At 44.1% G+C, this 21928-nt stretch carries 17 protein-coding genes and 1 tRNA gene; 8 read left to right on the top strand and 10 right to left on the bottom strand.

From position 1 onward, the window contains the following. Positions 1-128: 128 nt before the first annotated feature. On the bottom strand, positions 129-1979 hold the full coding sequence (sppA, locus tag R7Q41_RS17985) for a signal peptide peptidase SppA (RefSeq protein ID WP_064368684.1): 1851 nt from the start codon (positions 1977-1979) through the stop codon (positions 129-131). Between the two features lie 224 nt (positions 1980-2203). Between sppA and R7Q41_RS17980 the strand changes: the two genes are divergently transcribed. Continuing rightward, a complete protein-coding gene (locus tag R7Q41_RS17980) occupies positions 2204-4216 on the top strand; it encodes an NADPH-dependent 2,4-dienoyl-CoA reductase (protein WP_005380708.1) in 2013 nt (670 codons plus the stop codon). Between the two features lie 59 nt (positions 4217-4275). On the opposite strand, the gene R7Q41_RS17975 is transcribed toward R7Q41_RS17980, so the two are convergent. Beyond that, positions 4276-5592 carry an MFS transporter gene (locus R7Q41_RS17975; protein WP_054701571.1) on the bottom strand — a complete coding sequence of 439 codons (1317 nt, stop codon included), beginning with the start codon at positions 5590-5592 and terminating at the stop codon, positions 4276-4278. A gap of 173 nt (positions 5593-5765) precedes the next feature. Between R7Q41_RS17975 and R7Q41_RS17970 the strand changes: the two genes are divergently transcribed. Both R7Q41_RS17970 and R7Q41_RS17965 read left to right on the top strand, forming a co-directional pair. Beyond that, positions 5766-6314: an NAD(P)H nitroreductase gene (locus R7Q41_RS17970; RefSeq protein WP_005380711.1), complete on the top strand. Its 549-nt coding sequence runs from the start codon at positions 5766-5768 to the stop codon at positions 6312-6314. A 103-nt stretch (positions 6315-6417) separates the two neighbouring features. Beyond that, positions 6418-8385: a DNA topoisomerase III gene (locus R7Q41_RS17965; RefSeq protein ID WP_318108863.1), complete on the top strand. Its 1968-nt coding sequence runs from the start codon at positions 6418-6420 to the stop codon at positions 8383-8385. A gap of 44 nt (positions 8386-8429) precedes the next feature. On the opposite strand, the gene R7Q41_RS17960 is transcribed toward R7Q41_RS17965, so the two are convergent. Continuing rightward, positions 8430-8636, bottom strand: a complete 207-nt coding sequence (locus R7Q41_RS17960) for a hypothetical protein (protein WP_005380717.1) — start codon at positions 8634-8636, stop codon at positions 8430-8432. A 183-nt stretch (positions 8637-8819) separates the two neighbouring features. Beyond that, a complete protein-coding gene (locus tag R7Q41_RS17955) occupies positions 8820-9509 on the bottom strand; it encodes an SDR family oxidoreductase (protein WP_054575561.1) in 690 nt (229 codons plus the stop codon). A gap of 271 nt (positions 9510-9780) precedes the next feature. On the opposite strand from R7Q41_RS17955, the gene R7Q41_RS17950 reads away from it, so the two are divergent. Continuing rightward, positions 9781-10704, top strand: a complete 924-nt coding sequence (locus tag R7Q41_RS17950) for a histone deacetylase (RefSeq protein ID WP_149192545.1) — start codon at positions 9781-9783, stop codon at positions 10702-10704. Positions 10705-10898: 194 nt separating this feature from the next. Here the strand turns inward: R7Q41_RS17950 and R7Q41_RS17945 are convergent. The 3 genes from R7Q41_RS17945 to R7Q41_RS17935 all read right to left on the bottom strand — a co-directional run bounded on the left by R7Q41_RS17945 (position 10899) and on the right by R7Q41_RS17935 (position 13204). Further along, positions 10899-10989 (bottom strand) — tRNA-Ser (locus R7Q41_RS17945). Positions 10990-11145: 156 nt separating this feature from the next. After that, positions 11146-12954: a DUF3413 domain-containing protein gene (locus tag R7Q41_RS17940; RefSeq protein ID WP_005380721.1), complete on the bottom strand. Its 1809-nt coding sequence runs from the start codon at positions 12952-12954 to the stop codon at positions 11146-11148. 22 nt (positions 12955-12976) lie between these two features. After that, the gene (locus R7Q41_RS17935; RefSeq protein WP_005380722.1) at positions 12977-13204 is read right to left on the bottom strand and encodes a YejL family protein; all 228 of its coding nucleotides are present in this window, start codon (positions 13202-13204) and stop codon (positions 12977-12979) included. Between the two features lie 85 nt (positions 13205-13289). On the opposite strand from R7Q41_RS17935, the gene yejK reads away from it, so the two are divergent. The 3 genes from yejK to R7Q41_RS17920 all read left to right on the top strand — a co-directional run bounded on the left by yejK (position 13290) and on the right by R7Q41_RS17920 (position 16967). Then, entirely contained in the window at positions 13290-14288 is a 999-nt protein-coding gene (yejK, locus tag R7Q41_RS17930) for a nucleoid-associated protein YejK (protein WP_005380723.1), read from the top strand. Positions 14289-14370: 82 nt separating this feature from the next. Next, on the top strand, positions 14371-15699 hold the full coding sequence (locus tag R7Q41_RS17925; protein WP_053349606.1) for an Hpt domain-containing protein: 1329 nt from the start codon (positions 14371-14373) through the stop codon (positions 15697-15699). A 104-nt stretch (positions 15700-15803) separates the two neighbouring features. Continuing rightward, positions 15804-16967 (top strand): chemotaxis protein, encoded by a 1164-nt coding sequence (locus tag R7Q41_RS17920; RefSeq protein ID WP_206954223.1) that lies wholly within the window; start codon positions 15804-15806, stop codon positions 16965-16967. Positions 16968-17057: 90 nt separating this feature from the next. On the opposite strand, the gene nhaC is transcribed toward R7Q41_RS17920, so the two are convergent. Beyond that, entirely contained in the window at positions 17058-18491 is a 1434-nt protein-coding gene (gene nhaC / locus R7Q41_RS17915; RefSeq protein ID WP_206954792.1) for a Na+/H+ antiporter NhaC, read from the bottom strand. Positions 18492-18922: 431 nt separating this feature from the next. On the opposite strand from nhaC, the gene asd reads away from it, so the two are divergent. Continuing rightward, a complete protein-coding gene (gene asd, locus R7Q41_RS17910; RefSeq protein ID WP_318144616.1) occupies positions 18923-20038 on the top strand; it encodes an aspartate-semialdehyde dehydrogenase in 1116 nt (371 codons plus the stop codon). A 57-nt stretch (positions 20039-20095) separates the two neighbouring features. On the opposite strand, the gene R7Q41_RS17905 is transcribed toward asd, so the two are convergent. Together R7Q41_RS17905 and R7Q41_RS17900 are read right to left on the bottom strand one after the other, a co-directional pair. Then, entirely contained in the window at positions 20096-20959 is an 864-nt protein-coding gene (locus R7Q41_RS17905) for an ion transporter (RefSeq protein WP_005380728.1), read from the bottom strand. A gap of 35 nt (positions 20960-20994) precedes the next feature. Then, complete coding sequence (locus R7Q41_RS17900) at positions 20995-21633, bottom strand: YchE family NAAT transporter (protein WP_005380729.1); 639 nt, start codon at positions 21631-21633, stop codon at positions 20995-20997. Between the last annotated feature and the right edge of the window lie 295 nt (positions 21634-21928).

Here is a 21928-nt window from a genome sequence, read left to right as displayed (position 1 = left end):
TTATATACCTAAATAACCTTGAGATGCGAGGCTATACGCACAGCATCAGAAAGTCATCTGAGGAGATGCAAAGCCTAATAAAAAGGGCACTTCAAGTAGAAGTGCCCTTTGTAATATTGATGGAAAAACTACTGCACTTGGCAGTTCAAACAAAATGCGTATTGACCTTTAGGATCGTTGAAGCTTTGGAGCAAGCTTGCGTCTTGTTCGAATTGTTGAGCTACGGGTTGAAGACTTTTTGGTAGCAAGCTTGTTGCATCAATACCTAGAGAGACTTTCACCTGTTTCATAAACTCTTGTAGAAATAGTTCAGTAGGTGAAAGAGGCTCTTCTACCCAGTAAATGCCGTAATCGGTTACGTTCGCTAGTTTCGCCGCTAGCTCTACAGCATCATCAAAGTCACCCATTTGATCGACAAGACCAAAGGATAGTGCATCTTGGCCAGTCCAAACTCGACCTTGAGCAACTTTGTCAACTTCCTCTAGAGACATATCGCGATTCTCGCCAACTAGAGAAATAAAGCGCTTGTAACCGTGCTCGATACCTAATTGGAACACTTGAGACGCGCCCTCAGAAAGGCCAGTGGTAATACCGTCACCTGAGAACGGCGATGTGCCAACGCCATCAGTATTAATACCTAACTTGCTAAAGCCTTTTTCAAACGTGGTGATGACACTAAATATACCAATGGAGCCCGTCAGGGTTGTTGGCTGAGCAACGATTTTGTCTGCGCTCATTGAAATCCAATAACCACCAGAAGCGGCCAAACTCGACATGGATACAACAACCGGCTTACCTGCTTGCTTCAGAGCTTCTACTTCGTTACGAATCACTTCAGAAGCAAAGGCACTGCCTCCTGGACTATCTACTCGTAATACGACCGCTTTCACTTTTTCATCATTGCGTGCTTGACGCAGCAAGCTTGCGACTGTGTCACCACCAACAGTTCCGCGAGGTTGTTGACCGTCCATAATCGCGCCACTTGCTAGAACAACGGCGATGTCGTGCTGAGGTAGTGTGTAATCGGGACGAATCGTTGCAAGGTAGTCGTAGTAACCAATCGCGTTGTAGCTGTCTTTGCCGTCGCTACCAAACTGTTTTGCGAATAGAGTGCGAATGTCTTGGCGTGTAGCAAGTTCATCCACTAGCCCCAATTTGACTGCGAGCTGAGCAATATCGCCATTTACAGACTTCATCTCGTTAATCAGCTCATCCATGGTTGGATTAAGCACTTTCGCATCAATGTTTCGGTTTGTTGTTACGTCATCAACAAAAGCACTCCACAATTGAGTAACCCAACGTGTTGCTGACTCTTTCGCCGCATCGGACATGTCATCACGAATAAAAGGTTCGATAGCGGATTTATAAGTACCTACGCGAAAAACATGAGTAGAAACGTCAAGCTTTTCAAGTAACGTTTTGTAGTACATTGAGTAAGCGCTGTAACCTTTAATCAATACACCACCATCAGGTGCCAGATAAACTTTGTCAGAGTAACTTGCCAAGTAATATTGGCTTTGGTTGTAGAAATCACCTACGGCGTAAACGGGTTTGCCTGACGCTTTAAATTCGTTCAACGCTTTCGCGATGTAACGTAGTTTCGTGAGATTTGTTTCTGGCATGTCTCGTAGTGCTAGCACTAATCCAGACACTTTAGGATCGTCTTTCGCGTAGCGAATAGTATCAACGATATCGAAAAGGACGTTTTCTTTCGGTAACTCATTACCCAAAAGGGAACCAGCAAAAGAGTCCATTGGGTTTACATAACGTCTTTGTTCGACAATTGGGCCTGAAAGGTTCATCACCAATGCAGATTCTTTTTCGACGACAGGTTGACCGTCTCCGGTATAAGTAAAGGCAAAGTAGAAAACGGCAATCATCAGCAAGAAAATTAGGTTTGCCAGTGCGAGTCTGATGAAAGTGATACTTTTCCATATCCCTTTAAATATCAAACCAATAAATTTGAAGAGTTTTTTCATCTTGTCTCCATAACGAGATAGTTACGCCGAGTCTAACAAAGTATGGGTTCTTATCTCTAAGATCTCAAAAGATAACATTTTTTTAGCTTATCACGACCACTCAACAATTGGCATATTTTCACACGAGATTGATCGGTGTTACAAAAATGTAAACGCTTGTTTGATTTTTTGGTTGAGCAGGCTTAATCTGGTCAGACCATGATAATAACAATGGATGTTAAGTGATGTCTGCCATGTACCCAAACCTATTAAAGCCACTGGATCTCGGTTTCACACAATTACGAAACCGAGTTCTGATGGGATCAATGCACACGGGCTTAGAAGAGCACAAAGAAGGATTACAGAAGCTCGCTGCTTTTTATGAAGAACGCGCGAAAGGCGGTGTCGGACTGATTGTAACCGGAGGTTTTTCTCCTAACTTACGCGGTCGTTTACACCCGTTGAGTGCTGAATTCAGCAAGCCAAAACATGCTAAAGCCCATAAAGTTGTGACAGAAGCGGTGCACAAGCACGGTGGTAAAATTGCGTTGCAAATTCTCCATGCTGGGCGTTATGCAATGCATCCATTCTCGCAAAGTGCATCTGGCATTAAAGCGCCGATTGCAAAGTTTGCTCCGAGTGAAATGAGCGACCGCCAGATAAAGAAAACCATCGACGCGTTTGCTAATAGTGCGGAGTTAGCACAGCTTGCTGGTTATGATGGCGTCGAGTTAATGGGCTCGGAAGGTTACTTGATAAACCAATTCTTATGTAAACGTACTAATATGCGTTACGACGAATGGGGTGGCAGCTATAAAAAACGTATGCGGTTTCCGCTAGAAATTGTTAAAGCGGTACGCAAGGCGGTGGGTGACAAGTTCATCATCATCTTCCGTCTTTCTATGCTGGATCTTGTCGAGCAGGGCAGCACTTTTGAAGACGTTATCGAATTGGCGAAAGCACTTGAAGAGGCTGGCGTCACGATTATTAATACGGGTATCGGTTGGCATGAGGCTCGAATTCCGACAATTGCGACTCAAGTACCACGCGGTGCGTTTACATGGGTTACGGAAAAAGTTAAACCTCACGTTTCGGTTCCTATTATCACTTGCAACCGTATAAATACGCCAGATGAAGCAGAACGCATTTTATCTTCCGGTCATGCCGACATGGTTTCGATGGCGCGCCCATTCTTGGCCGATCCTTACTTTGTTGCTAAAGCCGAACAGGAAAAAGCGCAGCTTATTAATACGTGTATTGGTTGTAATCAGGCGTGTCTAGATAACGTGTTTAAAGGTAAACGCGCCAGTTGCTTAGTGAACCCTCTAGCGTGCTATGAAACCGAAATTGTTGTTGAACCAGCCTTTAAAAAGAAAAACATTGCAGTTGTTGGTGCTGGACCTGCGGGCTTGGCTTGTGCGACCACACTGGCTGAACGTGGCCATAAGGTTGATTTGTTCGAAAAGAACGACCGCATCGGTGGTCAGTTCCGTCTTGCGATGCAGATCCCTGGTAAGGAAGAGTTTCGAGAGACGATACGATATTTCGCTAACCGTATTGATGAAACAGGCGTGAATCTGCACTTATCGACGGAAGCGAACTATGACTTACTCACAGAATACGATGAGATAGTGATGGCATCGGGTGTTGAGCCACGTAAAGTCAATATTGATGGAATTGATAACCCAGAGAAAGTCGTCGACTATCAAACTCTCATTCGAGACAAAACGCCAGTCGGTGAGAAAGTGGCTATCGTTGGTGCTGGTGGCATTGGCGTAGATGTCGCGACCATGCTCACAGAGCCAGTTGGACAAACGTTGGATGACTGGTTGCATGAATGGGGAATCGACAAGGAGATGTCTCAGCCGGGCGGTTTATACCCTTACCCTGATGCGGTCAGCGATAAAGAAGTCTGGGTACTTCAGCGTCGTAAAGGTCGTGTAGGTAAAGGTCCGGGTAAAACGACAGGTTGGATCCATAAACGTACCCTTGAAAAACGGGGCGTACATTTAGTCGGCGGCGTGTCTTACGATAAAATTGATGATCAAGGTTTGCACATTCATGTAGACGGAAGCGCGCAGGTACTTAATGCAGACAAAGTTATCATTTGTGCTGGGCAAGAGTCTGTACGTCCGTTTGAAGATAAATGGTCTGAACTTGGAGAGAAGATTCATATCATTGGCGGAGCTGACCATGCGGGTGAACTTGATGCTGTGCGTGCGATTCGTCAAGGTGTTAAATTGGCGGTAAAACTCTAGCCTTTTAATGTGTGTTTACCATAAAAGCTGCGCTTTGAGCGCAGCTTTTTTGTATAGAACTAGTCACTGATATCTGGCAGTTGTTTGGCCATTACCACGCCAGCAAAAGTAATAAAAGAGAACACTAACACCACAGCTGAAAGGCTCAAGAAGTTCGACATAACACCAAGAGAGCTCATTAGAAGCAGCATTATCCCAACCACTGTGTTACTCACGGCTACATAGCTCGTCCGTTTGTCACCTTCTGCGATATCAACTAAATAGGTTTTTCGTCCGACTCGTATTCCGTCGTGGGCAATACAAACACAAAAGTAAAGCAGAGGAATCACGAATAGGAAGCTTTGGCTAGCGGTGACCCATGTATCGTAAACAAATAACACAACACCAAGTAGCGCGCTCATCATTGCGCCTATGACCATCACACTGCGGCTAGAGCGATCGGACATTCTTCCCCAGAAAGGACCTGACACAAAGGAGGCTAAGCCACTCGCAAACATAAAGAGAGCTAGCACCCAGAGCTGTCCACCCAGAGATTGCTGTGCCAGCACAACGTAGTACGGTGCACTCAGCGCAGAACATAAAAATAGTGTCCGCGTGATAACGAATCGACGAAAGGTCACGTCTGTCTTAAGTAACGCGAGTTGTTTAAATGCTTCGAGGACGCCATTTCGACCACCGTCTACCTCACCGGCATACTCATTAATTCGCGCATAGACTAATGCCGCGATGAGCCATATGACGCCCGCTAAGCCTAAACTCAGACCGTAAAAGCGCTCTGTCGGCTCTACGTCCCATAACCAGGCTAGTGCCAGAAGGCTAGCGAAAAGCAGCGTAACCAGGCCAGCAGCGCTTGAAGACCAGCCGTTGACTTGACCTCGTTGGTTTTTAGGGATGGTTTTGCCCAATACATCTTTTGATGCGACGGAATTTAAACCGCGTGAGAGGCTGAAGATCACAAGACATGCAATCACACCATAACCCGCAGCTGCTCCTGTTAGAGTTAATGCGACCAATCCGATTGCAAATATGGAAAGAGCCTGCAAGATGCTGCCAATTACCCAGACCCATTTTCTTACTGGAATGCGTCGGATGTAGTGCGCGATGCTAAGTTGTGGGATAAGGGAACCTGATTCACGAATAGGAACGAGCCAACCAATTAAGTAAACCGGTGCCCCGAGACTTTGTAGTATCCACGGCAACGTGACTTTAGGGTTGATTAACGCATCGCCGACCTTCGTTAAAAACTGAGCGAGAATGATTTTAAGAAAGTTGCCGGGAACTTGATGACAAGCTGATTCAGGAATCGCCTTACAGGCACGGGCATCTTCGTCATTAACGATCTTTTCGTAAATGCTGTTTTGTTTGTCCTTGTTCATCAACCTGCCTATGTTCAACTTATTCATTTCGCGAATAAATTAACATTAAACCCAGATTGATGTTAAGTGAAGCACGTTATCAAGCCCACAGAAAACCGGTTGTTATTCGCAGGAGCAGATTGTGCTAAAGTGGCGTAAACAAAATAACAACGATATTCAATAAGGATTCTTTCATGGACGCTCTCGATCTTTTGCTCAATCGCCGATCTATCGCGAAGTTATCCGCGCCTGCTCCAGAAGGTAAAGCACTTGAGAACATCATTCGTGCTGGCCTTCGTGCGCCTGACCATGCGGGATTAACCCCTTGGCGTTTCGTTATCGCACAGGGCGATGGTTTGAAAAAACTGTCAGATATATTGGTAAAAGCGGCAGAAGCTGAAAATAGTGATGAAGCGGTGGTCGAAAAGGTAAAGAATGCCCCATTTCGCGCACCAATGGTGATCACGGTGATTGCTAAAGTAACAGAACATGAGAAAGTACCAGCACTAGAGCAACACTTATCTGCGGGATGCGCTGTACAAGCGATGCAAATGGCAGCTGTAGCGCAAGGCTTTCAAGGGTTTTGGCGCTCAGGTAAGTGGATGTTCCATCCAGAAGTTCATCAAGCATTTGGTTTAGAGGGTGACGATGAGATTGTTGGTTTCTTGTACTTAGGCACGCCTGGTTGTACACCGATGAAAGTTCCTGAGCGTGACCTTTCTCAGTTTGTTGAATTCCTATAACTAAAAACTTAAATAAACTGACTGTTTATTTATACAGTTTTTCTTGATTTATTAGGGCTACATTCGATAATGTGGCCCTAATTATATTTATTTCCAAAACGTTATGTCTCGTCTGTTTATTGCTGAAAAACCAAGTTTAGGCCGTGCGATTGCCGCTGCACTGCCAAACCCTCAAAAGAAAGATCAAGGATTCATCCGCTGTGGGAACGGGGATATCGTTACTTGGTGTATCGGCCATTTGCTCGAACAAGTCGAACCTGACGCTTACGATGAGCGTTATAAAAAGTGGAATATGGCAGATTTACCAATTGTTCCGCAGCAATGGCAGCTCAGACCGAGGAAAAGCGCAAGTAAGCAATTAACAGTGATTCGTAAATTGCTCAAAGAAGCTAACGAAGTCATTCATGCAGGAGACCCAGATCGAGAGGGTCAGCTGTTAGTTGATGAAGTTCTGGACTATTGCAAGTTATCTAAAACCAAGAAGGAATCCACACAGCGTTTGCTGATTTCCGACTTGAACTTACCTGCGGTTAAACGCGCACTCAGTTCTATGCGCAGTAATCGCGAGTTTATCCCACTTTCAGTTTCTGCATTGGCCCGCTCTCGGGCTGATTGGCTGTATGGTATGAACATGTCTCGTGCTTATACCTTGCTTGGTCAAAAAGCAGGGTATCAAGGTGTTCTCTCGGTAGGGCGAGTGCAAACGCCAGTTCTTGGCTTAGTGGTGCGTCGTGATGAAGAAATCGAAAACTTTGTCCCGAAGGACTATTTTACCCTACATGCTCTGATCCCATATCAAGATGCCAATGGTACTTTTGATATTCGTGCTCGTTGGAAGCCAAGTGAGGCATGCAAGCCTTGGCAGGACGAAGAAGGTCGAGTGTTAAACCGTAAGTTGGTGGAAAATGTTGCAAACCGCATCGCAAATCAACCTGCAAAAGTGACGGAGTCGGAACAAAAGCAAACCAAGCAATCAGCACCATTACCTTATTCGTTATCTGCCTTACAGATCGATGCCGCGAAGCGCTATGGTATGAGTGCGCAACAAGTACTAGATACTTGTCAGGCATTGTATGAAAAGCACAAGCTGATCACTTACCCGCGTTCAGATTGTCGCTATTTACCGATGGAACACTACTCACAAGCAGGGACGGTGACAACTGCTATTGCGAATAACGCAAAAGAGTTGCAAGTTGCCGTTCAGGGAGCAGACTTAACATTAAAGTCCAAAGCCTGGAACGATAAAAAAGTGGATGCGCACCATGCGATTATCCCTACACCGAAGCAAGCTAATGTGAATGCGCTTTCCGGCAATGAGATGAAAGTGTATCAATTGATTGCACGCCAGTACCTCATGCAGTTCTATCCGGCGGCGGTTTACGCAGAAGCGAAATTGGTTTTCGATATCGCTGGTGGTACGTTTGTCGCGAAAGGTCGTCAGTTAGTTTCGCCGGGTTGGAAAGCGCTAATGGGCAACACTGACAAGGAAGATGAAGGTATTGATGCCGTGCCACCGCTACCCGAAGGCACCGTGTTAACTTGTCGTGAAGGGGAAATAAAAGACCGAAAAACCGAGCCACCAAAGCATTTTACCGAGGCATCGTTGTTGCAAGCGATGACCGGGATCGCCCGTTACGTTGCGGATAAAGAACTGAAAAAAATCCTTCGTGACACTGATGGGCTAGGCACGGAAGCGACTCGCGCTGGTATTTTGGACACGCTGTTCAAACGCCAACTGCTTACGCGTCAAGGTAAGTCAATTCTCAGTTCTCCTGCTGGAAGAGGTCTCATTCATGCCTTGCCAGAAGATTCAACATACCCTGATATGACGGCTCATTGGGAGCACCAGTTACAAGGTATGGCAGAGAGAAATCAAGCATATCAGCCGTTCATGCAAGCACTGGAACAACGCATTGATAGCTTGATGGCACAAGTAAAAGCAGGGCCTATCCCTGATTCATTACGTCATCTACCCAAGGTGGAACGTCCTGCGTTTAAACGTAAAAAGCGCAGTTATTCAAAGAATGGTGGCGCGACTAAATCTCGTGCAACCAAAGGTAAGCAGGCATAGGACAAGCGCGGCGTAATTAAACTCCGCGCATGCTTGAAAATAGATTACTCGAACAGATCACCGTGGTTTTGGATCGCGCCTCTTACTTCACCTTGAGTTAACACGCGTTTGTCCAGTACCTCTTTCACCTGGTTGCCCAAGTCAACTAATGTATCTCGATTCGCTTGAGTTTGGCGTTTACCAGCACTTCTCAAGCAGTAATTTAGTTCGTGCTCTTCGCTAAAATTAACCAAATCCCTATCTGCTGCCATCGTGCTTTCTCCTTATTTGTTCTACTTTTTCCTAAGTCTGGATTGGATGTAGATAAATTCAAGTTAGATTGCGCGAATTATGCTGGTGGATCACTGATGAACATTATGTTTGCCAACCAAGTCACGATTATGAAGCCTGGCTTTGATGGTATTTGGTTTAGTGATGGTTGTGTCTTAATGCTGCTACCAAGGTAACTCAGTACCATCGTAGTTAATAAATCGACCTGAAAGCTGCGGTGTGCTCAGTTCTATCACGTTCGCTAGGCCTAGCGCGGAGGTTTGCGTATCTATCAAAGCATTTGGCCCGCCCATCGCCGTTTTTACCCAACCAGGGTGAAGCGCTAAAACGGTAAATCCTTCAGGTGTTAAATCATTACTTAAGCTTTTCACAACCGAGTTAAGCGCCGCTTTCGATGAGCGATAAATATAGCCGCCGCCGGACGTATTTTCGGTCATACTGCCGACTTTTGATGAGATACAAGCAATCTTTTTCATCTTGCCTTGTTGTAAGCGAGGGTAACAGTACTCAACCAGTTTTAATGGAGCAATGGTGTTTACTTCGAAGACTTTACGCCATGCTTCTACGTCAGTATTTCCAAAGCCATATCCCTTGGGCCCGTAATATCCTGCATTATTGATGAGTAAGTCGATGGCAGGGAGTTTATCGGCAAGCTTAGCGACTTGTTCGTAGTGCGTGACATCCAGTTCGTGCAAAACTAGATTGCTGAATTGTGAGGCTAGAGTTTGTAGTTCTGAACTGTTCTCTAAGGAACGGCTAGTAGCATGTACTTGGTGGCCTTGCTTCAGGTACAGCTCAGTTAAGCTAAGGCCAATGCCGCGATTTGCTCCGGTAATAAAGACGGTTTGACTCATACAAACACCTATGTTTTTTTGATTTCAGTTGAAAGTCATTGTGTTAGCTAAGCACAATAAAATCAACCAACCACCACGCACCAACAACAAGAGATGAAAATAGGGACAGAGCACAAAGAGAGCCAAACAGTGCGCCGAGAATAGCAAAGAAAGTAGAATTCATATGTATATTAAATTTAATTGATATTGAAAATCATTATCAATTAAATTGCGTTTTATTCAACCCTTGAAGTTGATACTATTTCGTTACCATTGTTATTAAGAATTTCTCATGCTGCCACTTATCTACCACCCGATTTATTCTCAACTTGAGTTGCCAGAGGGGCATCGTTACCCAATTATGAAATACCAGTACCTCTATGAATCGGTATTGGTGCATATGGAGAAAGATAACTGGAAAGAGCACACGCAGTTTTTCCAGCCCGAAGCATTAACTGTTGGGGAAGTAAAACGTGTTCATGACGAGGAATACGTCGAGTTACTTGTTAGTGGAAACATGCCAGCTGCGAAGATGCGCCGAATAGGTTTTCCTTGGAGTGAGTCTCTCATTACCAGAACGCTAACTTCAGCAGCGGGCACGGCTCTGACCGCAAAAAAGGCACTTGAGTACGGTGTGGCCATTCATTTGAGTGGTGGGTATCACCACGCACACAAAGAGTTTGGCAGTGGTTTTTGTTTATTTAATGACTTAGTGATCGCGGCCAGGCAAGCGCTCGAAGTCGAGCATGTCGATAAAGTATTGATCATTGATAGTGATGTTCACCATGGGGATGGAACAGCAACTTTATGTGACGATGAGCCAGATATCATCACGCTTTCTTTCCACTGTGATAAAAACTTCCCAGCGAGGAAGCCTCAGTCTGACCTCGATGTGCCTTTGGTGCGAGGGACAGGTGATGAGGATTTTTTAATGGCGTTTAAAGAAGTGGTCGATATGGCACTTAATCTTCATCGCCCTGATTTAGTTATCTACGATGCTGGTGTCGATATACATCAAGACGATGAGCTTGGATATTTTGATGTGTCGACTCAAGGGATTTTAGAACGTGATAGATTTTTAATGCAAACAGTGAAATCTCGAGGTATCCCTGTCGCAGCTGTCGTTGGAGGTGGATATCGAACGAATCATGCTGACCTCGTCCCAATCCATTTGCAGCTTATCAATGCCGCTAAAGAAGTCTTTATTGATGAGTAGATACAACTAGATGTAAATATCAAATTGATTCAACACTGGAACGAACGAAAAGGGCATTAATTTTTTGTGGGTTCTTTCGGAGTGTGGCGGAGTGCTTAGTTGCGTTCAAGAAGTGGTAAGTGATTTGTACAAATCTTTTTAAGTCTGGAGATGCGAAAAAGCCCGCTAATTTCTTAGCGGGCTTTTTCTAAAAGTGGCGGAGAGATAGGGATTTGAACCCTAGATACGCTATTAACGTATGCCGGTTTTCAAGACCGGTGCTTTCAACCACTCAGCCATCTCTCCGTTGTTGAGGCGCATAATATAAGGCTTTGAAAATGTTGTAAACCCCTAGTTGAACTGATTGGATGTTTACTGCGCAAATTTGTGGTTTGTGTTGTTTAAATAAACAAAAACTCCCCAAAAAGGGGGGAGTTTGAATAGTATATGGATTGCTAGGTATTAATCGTTTTTAGAATAAAAACGCTGTAACTCAGTTAAACCTTGCATCAAAACTGGCAACTTAGGTGCATCATCTCGAAGTCGTTTGTAGTTTTTGTCATACAGCTTGTAGTTGCCAAACTTATCGATCACTGTGGTTTGCGAGCTAGTAATTAAGGCAAGCTCGCGAGTATCGCCCGCCAAGATCCAGCGACGACGACTTTCATCGAATAGGTTGCGACCACTACTGTAATCATATGGGTTGGAAGATACGCCGAGCATATCTTGCAATAGTGTAACCGAGAGGTCCAGGTGGCTTGTGCTGTGATTAAATTCGCCAGCCAGCATTCCAGGCCAATGGATCACCATCGGAACTTGTAATTGATAACGGCTGTAGTTGCTGTTTGCTCCCCAGCTGTTCGTATTGGTTTCGTTAAATTCACTACCGTGATTAGAAGTGATGATTACGATGGTGTTTGTCAGTTGTCCCGTCGTTTCTAGTTCATCAATAATACCGGCGATAGTTCTATCCGCCGACTTCACTGCATATTCATAAGCTTTTTTGAATCGCTCACTTGCGGGCATTTCTTCGTCATTATTTGAAGGAATCGATTCAAAATTATCAACGGTGGTGACTTCGATGTAACTAAACCATGGCTGACTTGCTTTCTCTGCTAACCATGTATTCCAGTTTGCGATAGATTGTTTATCGGTATGAGCTTGCGTGCCATCTAGGTCTTCCGCTAAGTTCAAGTCGCGGAAAATAATTTCTGAGTAGAGATCATCTTCAAACCCACTGCCACTGAATAAACCAAAGTTGTAGCCCTGATCTTTCAGTACATCGAGCAATACTGGGGAAGCACCTTGCGCCTTGATGCTTGATGCATAACTGGTCGGTAAGCCATAGAACAAACCAAAGGCCCCGTATGTATCATTACTTGAGCTGTAATGATTACGGAAGTTCTGATTGTTTTCAGCAAACTCATAGAGGTTAGGCATCTCTTCTTGGTTCAGCGCATCCGCTCGTAAATTGTTTATGCTTATCATCAACACATTGAGCTTATTAACTCGGCGGTTAAACTCAAGCTTTTCAAGAGGGTAGTTGACTAACTCTACGTTGCCTTCGTTTTCTGCTAAACGTTTTAGGTATTCCTCACGGTCAAGTAGACCATGTTTTTCCATAAAACTCTTCGCTGTCATCGGGTAAGACAACGGGAAGTTTGAACGCTGGCTAGTAATTGGGTTGTAAAAATACGCATCTGCCCAAATGTAAACCAAATGGCTGGTCATAAAGCTGAGGAAAAAGACGGCCGCGAGAGGGCGTCCTACGTGCTTATGAGATAGTTTGCGCTGTTTTCGCCATACCCATTCGGATAGTGCGAGTTGAATAAGGAAGATCAGCGGCATCACAACAAATAAATGTTGTAGGTCAGTGCTGAGTGCACTTTTGTCTTCGCTGAATAGTAACTCCCAGACAACGGGAGTTAAGTGCAAATTGATCGACTGATACGCTTGGGTATCAATTAATAATATGGTTTGCCCAACGGTTGCGAAAATCACTGCCACCAAACGGAACAATTTCCGCGATGGCAGGATAAACGTCAACGGGAATAGAACAAGCAAGTAAAGTGCGAAAACTAGAAAGCCAAAGTGACCAACCCAAGAAACCGCCAGATAAAACTGACCAAGTAACGTCTCGGGCCAAGGAGACTGAACAATGTAGCGTGTGCCTATCAACATCGATGCAACGATATTGAAGAATGCAAACCAGTGACCCCAACCAACTAGTCGAGATACACGTTCGCCGTATGAGTTTCCGCTGTCTACCATGTATGTGTTCTATTGTCCGTGATTAGTGTGTTTTTGGTGTTTCTAAAGAAGACATCAGCGCCTGAGCAAATTTTTCAGCAATCGCTTTGCGTTGTGAAGCAGCAACACGTTGATTTAAGACATTGGTTGCGATATTTCCGGCAATCATTAGCGTCAACTCAGGAGAAGCAGCATGTTTTTCAAGAACTGTTGCTACTTCAGCAAGAATTTTTTCTACTTGCTCGTCAGTATATTTAGATGTAATCGGCATAAAGACTCTAATAATGATAGTAAAAGCGGCTTATGATAACCTACAATGCCCATCAACTAAAACCTTGTAGCAAGATAAAATCACTATGAGTCTTCATCTTTCAAACGTTATTCTGCATCAACTGTGCAAAAACGATCAGGACGAGCTGGTTGTAAACTTTCGTCCAGCATCATTAGAGAACGATGCATCTACAGAAAACTTAGTCGCTGAGCTTCACCGAGTATTCCATTCTAAAGCTGGTAAAGGTTTTGGCGCTTTCCAGTCAGACAGCGAATTTCAATTTTGGCTTCAAGAAATGCGCAAAGGAGAGCGAGATTTTTACGACTTCTCACAAATTAGTGCAAATCGCTTGAAAGAAGAGTTGATTAAGTACCCATTTGCGGATGAAGGTATCTTGGTTTTCGCTGAGTATCAGAGTTTAGCAACGGACTACTTGTTCATCGGTATCTTACCAATGAATCAAAGTTTAAAAGTGACCGAAGGTTTGGACATCAGTGCGACAGATTACTTAGATATCACCAAAATGGATATTGCCGCACGCATCGACCTGTCGAGCTACGAGACCGACAAGGAATCCAATCGTTATCTGCAATACATTAAAGGACGCGTTGGCCGTAAAGTGGCGGACTTCTTCCTAGATTTTCTGCAAGCGGATATTGGCTTAGATACTAAACAACAAAACTTAGTGTTGATGCAGGCGGTGGATGATTTTTGTGCTGACTCGAAGCTAGAAAAGCAAGAAGTGAACGAGTACAAGAAACAAGTTTACGACTACTGCAATGAGCAAATTAAATCCGGTGATGAAGTTCAAATCTCAGAACTTTCCGGAGAGCTTCCTCAAAGCCAAGATGGCACGAGCTTTATGGATTTCACCAAAGAGCAAGGGTACGAACTTGAAGAGTCTTTCCCAGGTGATCGTGCGACGGTTCGCAAACTGACTAAATTTGTTGGAGCTGGTGGTGGTTTGAATATTAGCTTCGATAGTCTCTTACTTGGCGAGCGTATTTTTTATGATCCAGAGACGGATACCTTAACGATTAAAGGGACGCCTCCAAATCTAAAAGATCAGTTAAGTCGCAATTAAAATCATATCGTTAAATAAAGAGAGCAAACGGCTCTCTTTTTTTATGTGAATAAGAAACATCCATAGTATATGCTTGTAATTAATGGAGATATGCGAGGGGCAAGTGTTGCTGAAGCTAAAAGAAGGAATACGGCGGTTTGTTTGGTTCTGGTTCGTTTTGTGGTGTGTTTTAGCACTTGGCATTTGGCTGCAAGCCAAACAAACGATTCAAACGATTTCGACTGTAAATGAGTTAGGAAGTAAAGTTGAAGAAGTCAGGCACTTTTTTAACTTCGATCTGCCTTACCGTGTTAAACACGTCGACCAAATTTCACTGAAACTTCAGTTGGCTTATGCAGTTCGCTTACAGCTTGAAAGTGAGTTTTCTGAAGGGAAAATCACACCAGACATCACTCAATTGCTTTATACGACCGACCGATTTTTAGAAAGTGCTCGAGCTTTTGTAAGAAGTGACAGTGAATTGGTTTCGTTAGCTGAACAGTTACGAAGCAGCCGTGCTCGAACAGAAAACTCTGAGCAAATTCAGGCAATGTACTATCGCTTAGGTGCGCTTGTTTTTGAGTCTGTCTTTAGTGACTCTGCAACGAATAGCGATACTTACCGTGACTTAGACCGACTTTTTATTGAATCAGAGGCACTCTCTCCCGAAGAGCGAAGTGCTCTTCAGCGCCAGCTTGCTCAAACCTCAAGCGCACTATCTGCTCAGGCACAGGGCAGTTATTTATCTAATCAACTGCTTAATCCAGATTTCCCGAACCAGTTAACTTCGATAAATGATAAGTTGGAACAGAAGCTAATGACTTTTATTGTTTGGCTGTCTGTAATCAGTGGTTTGCTCCTTTTCCTCATTTCATTGGGAGCCTTCTCCCCAAAAACGATTCAACCGATACCACTACCCAGAACCGATGATAAAAAGTCAGAGCAAGTTGGCGATGATGAAAATGGAGCTAACACTGTTCCCTCAGCTCAGTCAGAAAATTTTCAAAACGTCCAAATGAACGAAAAAAGTTGTAATGAGGTGAATTCATCACAAGTGGAAGTAGTGGAACGTGAGCCGTACATAGATATCAATAAAATGTTAGATTCTCTGTCTGGTGACGAGGGCGCTGTGCGGATGTTACTGGAGGTCTTTATTCAGGACCACTCTGGCGATGGCACTAAAATGTATCAGCTGTTAGAAGAGGATAAAGAGCAAGCGCAAAGAGCCGCACACAGTCTTAAAGGGGTCTCAGGGAGTTTAGGTGCAATGCCATTGCACTGTATTTCGGGTGATATTGAACTGTTGATTAAACAAGGGCAAAAAGTGCCGGAAGAGAAGTTGGCATGTTTAGATGATGTCCTAAAACAAACCATACTTTTTGCTAATAATGTTCTCAATAGTGAAAAGATAACAGAAGCGCTAACAGATTGATATTGCTCTGACTTAATGTCATAAGAGTTGAGGTAATAAAGGCTCGAACTATATGACTTAGTTCGCTTTATTCCTGTTCTATACAATTTGTTAAAGGTGTTTTCATGTCCGTTCGCCGAATGTCTTCAATGATGTTGATAGGGCTGGTTATGATGCTTTCAGGGTGCTCCCTGCTCGAAGTCAAGATCGAGAGTCAAACCGTCCCTCTTACCAAACAAGAGCTCAATATGCGTCTTTTGACTCGTGAGTATGCGCAGCAGTTTTTTGCTCAGGTTGAGCAAGCAGCAGACGCACTACACGAACAATATGAGCCTCATGATGAAGTTCATCAATCTTATATTTTACTTTGGAAGATAAATGCTGAAGAAGGCATCCAAGCTTCTGCATACCAAGTGTCCCCAATGGCTGCACTGATTGATACATGGACTTTCACGCTACAAATGGAACAGTTTTTTACTACCGCTTCTGGTAATGAGCTCTTTGCGTCCGATGAGGCCAAGTTAGTTTCCGTTTATTTAGCGAAAGAGGTAGATAAACTGGCTCAATCTTTATTGAAGAAAGAAGCATACATCAAGACACAAACGTTTGTTGCAGAGTTCGCCAAGCAGCATCCCTTCGCTGATTTAAGCATGATTAGGACTCCGGCTTACCGTAGGTGGTTAGATGCAAACCAAATTAGCGAAGAGGAAGCCGTTACAACGCTAGGCACGATGCCAGAAGCACTCGGGGATGTCTCTGATCGTCTAAGTCTGGTATCAGAACAGACACCAAAAATTATGACGTGGAAAGCGCAGTTGTTGGCCTTGAATAGCTCTGCCAGTATCGAAAAAGTCAATGCGGCGCTCAATAGTTTGCAAGTTACCGCTGATTCGGTGAGGGATTTTATCGATAACAACCCAGAGTACATGCGTTATTTGGCAGAGCAAATGGCGCTGGAGTTACAACCTTTGGTTGACGATATCGATCAAAGGACGGAGGCGCGTTTATCTCAGTTGGGTGAAGAACGCCAAGCTATAGAGCTGATGGTTGCCAGAGAGCGCCAAGAAATCGCACAGATCATTACCCATGAGCGCGAGAAGTTTGCTCAAGATATGGATCGAGTGTCGCAAGAGGTTGTGAATCTCGCAATGACTAAGCTGATTGAACTTGTCAAAAGTACCATCATCTACTTTATTCTGTTCATTGCCGTTATATTCTTTGCACCGCTTGGCTTGGGCTATTGGTTTGGGAAGCGTTCAGCCGTGAAAACGCCAGTCAAACAAAGCTAACGATTTGTTTTGGAAATAAAAAAAGAGCGCTTTAAAGCGCTCTTTTTTAGTATTGAATTCGGAAGGGAGGTTCTTCCTATCTCTGCGAAGTTAAGCGGTTTGCTGCTTTAATTCGCCTTCAGCTTCTTCAACTGCTTCTGCTGTTGGTTCGCACTTATCAACAAACCAACCCATGTAAGAAGTGAAGATCGTTACGATGATACATACAAAACTCAGCCACATGAACGGGGCATAAGACAGTGTAGCAACACCCAAAATACTGGCCATGTAGATACCGTTGTCACTCCAAGGGACCATACCTGAGGTTAGCGTGCCGCCAAATTCTGCGTTACGAGACAAATTCTTACGTTTGTAGCCTAGACGGTCATAGTTCTTCGCACAGATTTTTGGGGTCAGGATAAGTGAAACGTACATCGCTGAACCAAATACGTTGCCCATAAAGGCCGTACCAATTGTGCTTGTTGCCAATGAACCTGCACTTTGAACGCGTTTTTCAAACAGCTTCGCGATAGTCTCTAGCACGCCTACTTTATCTAGTAGACCGCCAAAACCAAGGCCGAATACGATAACCGCTACCGACCCAAGCATTGAAGACATGCCGCCACGGTTAAGGATTGAGTCAATGAAATCTACGCCAGATGAGATTGCAAACGGAGCCCAAGCCGTGTTGAACGCGGTTAGGAAATCGACATCTTGGATCATCACTGCCCAAATAATACCTAGCAGAGAACCAAAACTGATCACTGGGAATGAAGGCATACGCATCGCTAGAAGTGACAATACGATGACCACAGGAACAAATGAGTAAGGGGTGATGTAGAACTGCTGTTCCATCGCCTTAATGACAGAGTCTACCTGGCTCATGTCAACTTGACCTGCGTAGTGGAAGCCAAATGCAGTAAACATAATGCCTGTAATAATGTAGCTAATGAGTGCTATCGGCAACATGCCTTTAATATGTTCCATCACTTCAACGTTAGACATAGATGAAGCAAGGATTACTGAATCCGATAGAGGCGACATTTTGTCACCAAAGTAACAGCCTGAAAGTACGGCACCTGCAGTGATTGGCGCAGGAACACCAAGACCTTGACCGATGCCCATCATTGCAATACCTGCCGTGCCAGCCGCACCCCAAGATGTGCCAGTCGCTAGCGCAGTCAATGAACAGATGATCATGGTCGCGAGCAAAAAGATGGAAGGGTGGATTGCTTTAAGGCCGTAGTAAATAATGGTTGGAACAATACCACCAGAGATCCAAGTACCTACAAGCGCGCCAACGGCCAAAAGGATTAAAACGGCTCCAAGTCCATTGGAAATGCCATTTAGTGCTGCTTTTTCCAGATCTTTATACTGATGGCCAAGCTTTATGCCCAATATCATGACAATGAACCAACCGATGTATAGCGCTAGCTGAATCGGTAGGTCTAGCTTGGCTGTGAACGAAAATGCCAGCAGGAGAAATAAACCGAGCGAGATAAATACCTGTATCAAGCTTGGTAGGCGTGGTGTAACTTGCTTCATATGTGCCTCTGTCAATCTTGGAGCAATAGAGGAAGGCGCTCCTTGTTGTAATCGCGCATAACATACATTAACAAAAATTATATTTCGAACATTTGGTGTTTTATCTTGATGTTCGTCGGTAAAAACGTTTGCTTGTGAAATTAACTGTTAGTTTGTTTTAACTTTTTTGGTTTTAAATGTTGTGTAATGTGAAATTATTGTGCTTCATGTGTTATTTTCTCATTGAGTGGTAAGACCAATTAGGGGGCTAAAGTGCTTTCCCTACTTGAAAAATGGTTAAAACCGCAAACCAAACACTAAAAAATCTCGTGTAACCCGGTTTTTCAGAGGAAAAGGTTAAAAAACGCGCTTATTTACAAAATAGGGGTTGAGATTTTGCTGTGAAAAATTAACTATGGGGTAGGTTTTTTAATACATGGAGAGTTAATACGATGAGAGTTGGTTTAGTTGGTTGGCGCGGTATGGTTGGTTCAGTCCTTATGCAGCGTATGGTTGAAGAGAAAGACTTCGACCTAATCGAACCAGTATTCTACAGTACTTCTCAAGTTGGTATTCCTGCTCCTAACTTAGGAAAAGACGCAGGCTTACTGCAAGACGCATATGATATTGAAAGCTTAAAACAGCTTGATGCGGTAATCACCTGTCAAGGTGGTAGCTACACAGAAAAAGTTTTCCCTGCACTTCGTCAGGCTGGTTGGAAAGGCTACTGGATTGACGCGGCCTCTACGCTACGTATGGCTGAAGATTCGATCATCACACTTGATCCAGTGAACTTAAAGCAAATCCAACAAGGCATCCACGGTGGCACGAACACATTTGTCGGTGGTAACTGTACGGTTAGTTTAATGCTAATGGGGCTAGGTGGTCTATTTGAGAAAGGCCTTGTTGAGTGGACAAGCGCAATGACTTACCAAGCCGCATCTGGTGCTGGTGCGCAAAATATGCGTGAATTGATCTCGCAAATGGGCGTTATCAATGACTCTGTTAGCTCTGAACTTGCAAACCCATCAAGCTCTATCCTAGATATCGATAAGAAAGTCGCGGATACAATGCGCAGCGGCTCTTTCCCTACCGATAAGTTCGGTGTGCCACTAGCTGGTTCGTTGATCCCATGGATCGATGTGAAGCGCGATAATGGTCAGAGTAAAGAAGAGTGGAAAGCGGGCGCTGAAGCGAATAAAATTTTGGGTTCTCAAAGTTCACCTGTCCCAATTGACGGTACCTGTGTGCGTATTGGCGCGATGCGTTGTCACTCTCAAGCACTTACTATCAAGCTTAAACAAAATGTACCAATGGACGAAATCGAAGAAATCATCGCCACTCATAACGATTGGGTGAAAGTGATTCCTAACGACCGTGACATCACTGCTCAAGAGCTAACACCGGCAAAAGTTACGGGCACAATGTCTGTACCAGTGGGTCGTTTACGTAAGATGGAAATGGGTGATGATTTCCTAAATGCTTTCACTGTTGGTGACCAACTGCTTTGGGGTGCTGCGGAGCCATTGCGTCGTACTCTGCGAATTATTCTGTCTGAGAAAGCATAATCACATCAATCCTTTATTTGATGACAAAATAAAAGAGCTCCTTAGGGAGCTCTTTTTTCATGCGTCGTCTTCCGTTCGAACGACTCTTTTGTCTGGATCGGCTAGTTCACTACCACAATGTTTACAGTAAATTGCGTCAGAGTCGTGCCCTGCGTGGGAGCAGTTTGGGCATTTCACCAATACTTTGTGCGATTGCATCTCTTGGTGCAGTTCGGCAGTGAAAATACCTGTAGGTACCGCCAAAATGGAATAACCCAGTAACATGGTGAGTGATGCAAGCCCTTTACCTAGGTCTGTTTGAGGGACCAAGTCACCATACCCAACCGTTGTGATGGTCACGATCGCCCAATAAATACTTTTAGGAATGCTAGTAAATCCGTTTTCAGGTCCTTCAATGATAAAAATCAATGAGCCGAAAATCGTTACCATAATGGCGACGGAGCTAAAGAAGATAAAAATCTTTCTGCGCGCCATAAGCAGTGAACGTAAGAGGATATTGGACTCTTGGAGGTATCGGACTAACTTGAGTATGCGGAATATTCGCATCACTCGCAGCGCCCTGATCACACCCATAAACGAAGCCGATGGGAAGAAGAGTGCTAAATAAGTGGGCAAAATCGCAAGTAAATCGACGACACCATAAAAACTCTTTGCGTAGGCGGCAGGTTTGGGGGAGCAATAAAGCCTTAGAAGGTATTCAATCGTGAATAGGCCAGTAAATGTGTATTCAATAAACTTCAGCTCTTTTTCCCACTCGGCCCGAACGGAGGGTATCGAATCTAACACCAGTACGATTAACGAACTGATGATCGCGATAATGAGAGCAATATCGAACGTTTTACCAGCTTTGGTATGAGTACCAAAAATGGTGACATATAGAGTATGTTTAAGAGAGTCAGTCGTCATGACAAAGCGATCCATTGTTGAATCGCTCTATCATACAATTTTATAGAAACTCAGGCTAATCCTGGAAATAAGTTGCGTAAGCCATTCGCAATGAACTCTATGCCAAGCGCGCCCAATATCAAACCCATGATACGAGTAATGACGTTGATTCCAGTTTGACCTAAAAATCGTACGATCAATGGGGCAGAACGGAATAATAGCCATGAACAAAGGCAGAACAAACCAATCGTAATACTAATGCCCACGGTATCGAACATGCTTGGGTAGCGTGCACCATAAACAATAGTCGAACTGATTGCACCAGGACCTGCCATTAAAGGCATTGCAAGAGGGACCACACCAATCTGTTCACGACTGACGTATTCCGTTTTCTCTTGTTTGTTCTGCTTATCTTCCCCCAGTTTACCGCTCATCATCGAGAATGCGATGCTAAGTAATAGCAACCCGCCAGCGACACGAAACGAATCCAGAGAAATACTGAACATGTCTAACAGTAACTGACCAGCAAAAAGCGAAATGATCAGGATGATCGCAACAGCCACATTTGCTGTTGTTGCCGTATTGCGCTTTTCGTCTGGTGTCATATGCCCGGTTAGTGACACAAACACAGGCATGATACCAACAGGGTTTACTGCGGCTACCAAACCGAGAAAAAACTGCAAGAAGATAGCAAGTTCAAAAGTTTGCATGTTGCGTACTCATCAAAGTTCACATTAGTGAAAAGGAGAAGGGGTAATTTGGGCGTAATGTAAGGCAAAAGTTAGGTTGTAAGAAATGAAAAAAACTAACGCATTCCGTGCCATTTAAGTGAGAAAAACTAATTCTTTAATAAACTGTATCTAATCTGGAAAGGAAATGTTACGTATAAGGTTGCTGATAAATTGCACTGTTTTACATAAACGTTAACATTCGCACATTTTTGATAAAAACCAAGGTGGTTTGTAGAGAGATGTATTCGGTTCGATATACTCTCAGTAGCACAAA

The sequence above is a fragment of the Vibrio sp. 2096 genome (assembly GCF_033339595.1).
GTDB classification, from domain to species: Bacteria; Pseudomonadota; Gammaproteobacteria; order Enterobacterales; family Vibrionaceae; genus Vibrio; species Vibrio alginolyticus.
Note: the sequence above shows the minus strand (reverse complement) of the source record. Positions and strands in the feature narration are given on the sequence as shown.

Excerpts from the sequence above, each read along its gene's own strand:
- sppA (WP_064368684.1), bottom strand. The coding sequence starts at position 1,979 with ATGAAAAAACTCTTCAAATTTATTGGTTTGATATTTAAAGGGATATGG.
- R7Q41_RS17980 (WP_005380708.1), top strand. The coding sequence starts at position 2,204 with ATGTCTGCCATGTACCCAAACCTATTAAAGCCACTGGATCTCGGTTTC.
- R7Q41_RS17975 (WP_054701571.1), bottom strand. The coding sequence starts at position 5,592 with ATGAACAAGGACAAACAAAACAGCATTTACGAAAAGATCGTTAATGAC.
- R7Q41_RS17970 (WP_005380711.1), top strand. The coding sequence starts at position 5,766 with ATGGACGCTCTCGATCTTTTGCTCAATCGCCGATCTATCGCGAAGTTA.
- R7Q41_RS17965 (WP_318108863.1), top strand. The coding sequence starts at position 6,418 with ATGTCTCGTCTGTTTATTGCTGAAAAACCAAGTTTAGGCCGTGCGATT.
- R7Q41_RS17960 (WP_005380717.1), bottom strand. The coding sequence starts at position 8,636 with ATGGCAGCAGATAGGGATTTGGTTAATTTTAGCGAAGAGCACGAACTA.
- R7Q41_RS17955 (WP_054575561.1), bottom strand. The coding sequence starts at position 9,509 with ATGAGTCAAACCGTCTTTATTACCGGAGCAAATCGCGGCATTGGCCTT.
- R7Q41_RS17950 (WP_149192545.1), top strand. The coding sequence starts at position 9,781 with ATGCTGCCACTTATCTACCACCCGATTTATTCTCAACTTGAGTTGCCA.
- R7Q41_RS17940 (WP_005380721.1), bottom strand. The coding sequence starts at position 12,954 with ATGGTAGACAGCGGAAACTCATACGGCGAACGTGTATCTCGACTAGTT.
- R7Q41_RS17935 (WP_005380722.1), bottom strand. The coding sequence starts at position 13,204 with ATGCCGATTACATCTAAATATACTGACGAGCAAGTAGAAAAAATTCTT.
- yejK (WP_005380723.1), top strand. The coding sequence starts at position 13,290 with ATGAGTCTTCATCTTTCAAACGTTATTCTGCATCAACTGTGCAAAAAC.
- R7Q41_RS17925 (WP_053349606.1), top strand. The coding sequence starts at position 14,371 with ATGGAGATATGCGAGGGGCAAGTGTTGCTGAAGCTAAAAGAAGGAATA.
- R7Q41_RS17920 (WP_206954223.1), top strand. The coding sequence starts at position 15,804 with ATGTCCGTTCGCCGAATGTCTTCAATGATGTTGATAGGGCTGGTTATG.
- nhaC (WP_206954792.1), bottom strand. The coding sequence starts at position 18,491 with ATGAAGCAAGTTACACCACGCCTACCAAGCTTGATACAGGTATTTATC.
- asd (WP_318144616.1), top strand. The coding sequence starts at position 18,923 with ATGAGAGTTGGTTTAGTTGGTTGGCGCGGTATGGTTGGTTCAGTCCTT.
- R7Q41_RS17905 (WP_005380728.1), bottom strand. The coding sequence starts at position 20,959 with ATGGATCGCTTTGTCATGACGACTGACTCTCTTAAACATACTCTATAT.
- R7Q41_RS17900 (WP_005380729.1), bottom strand. The coding sequence starts at position 21,633 with ATGCAAACTTTTGAACTTGCTATCTTCTTGCAGTTTTTTCTCGGTTTG.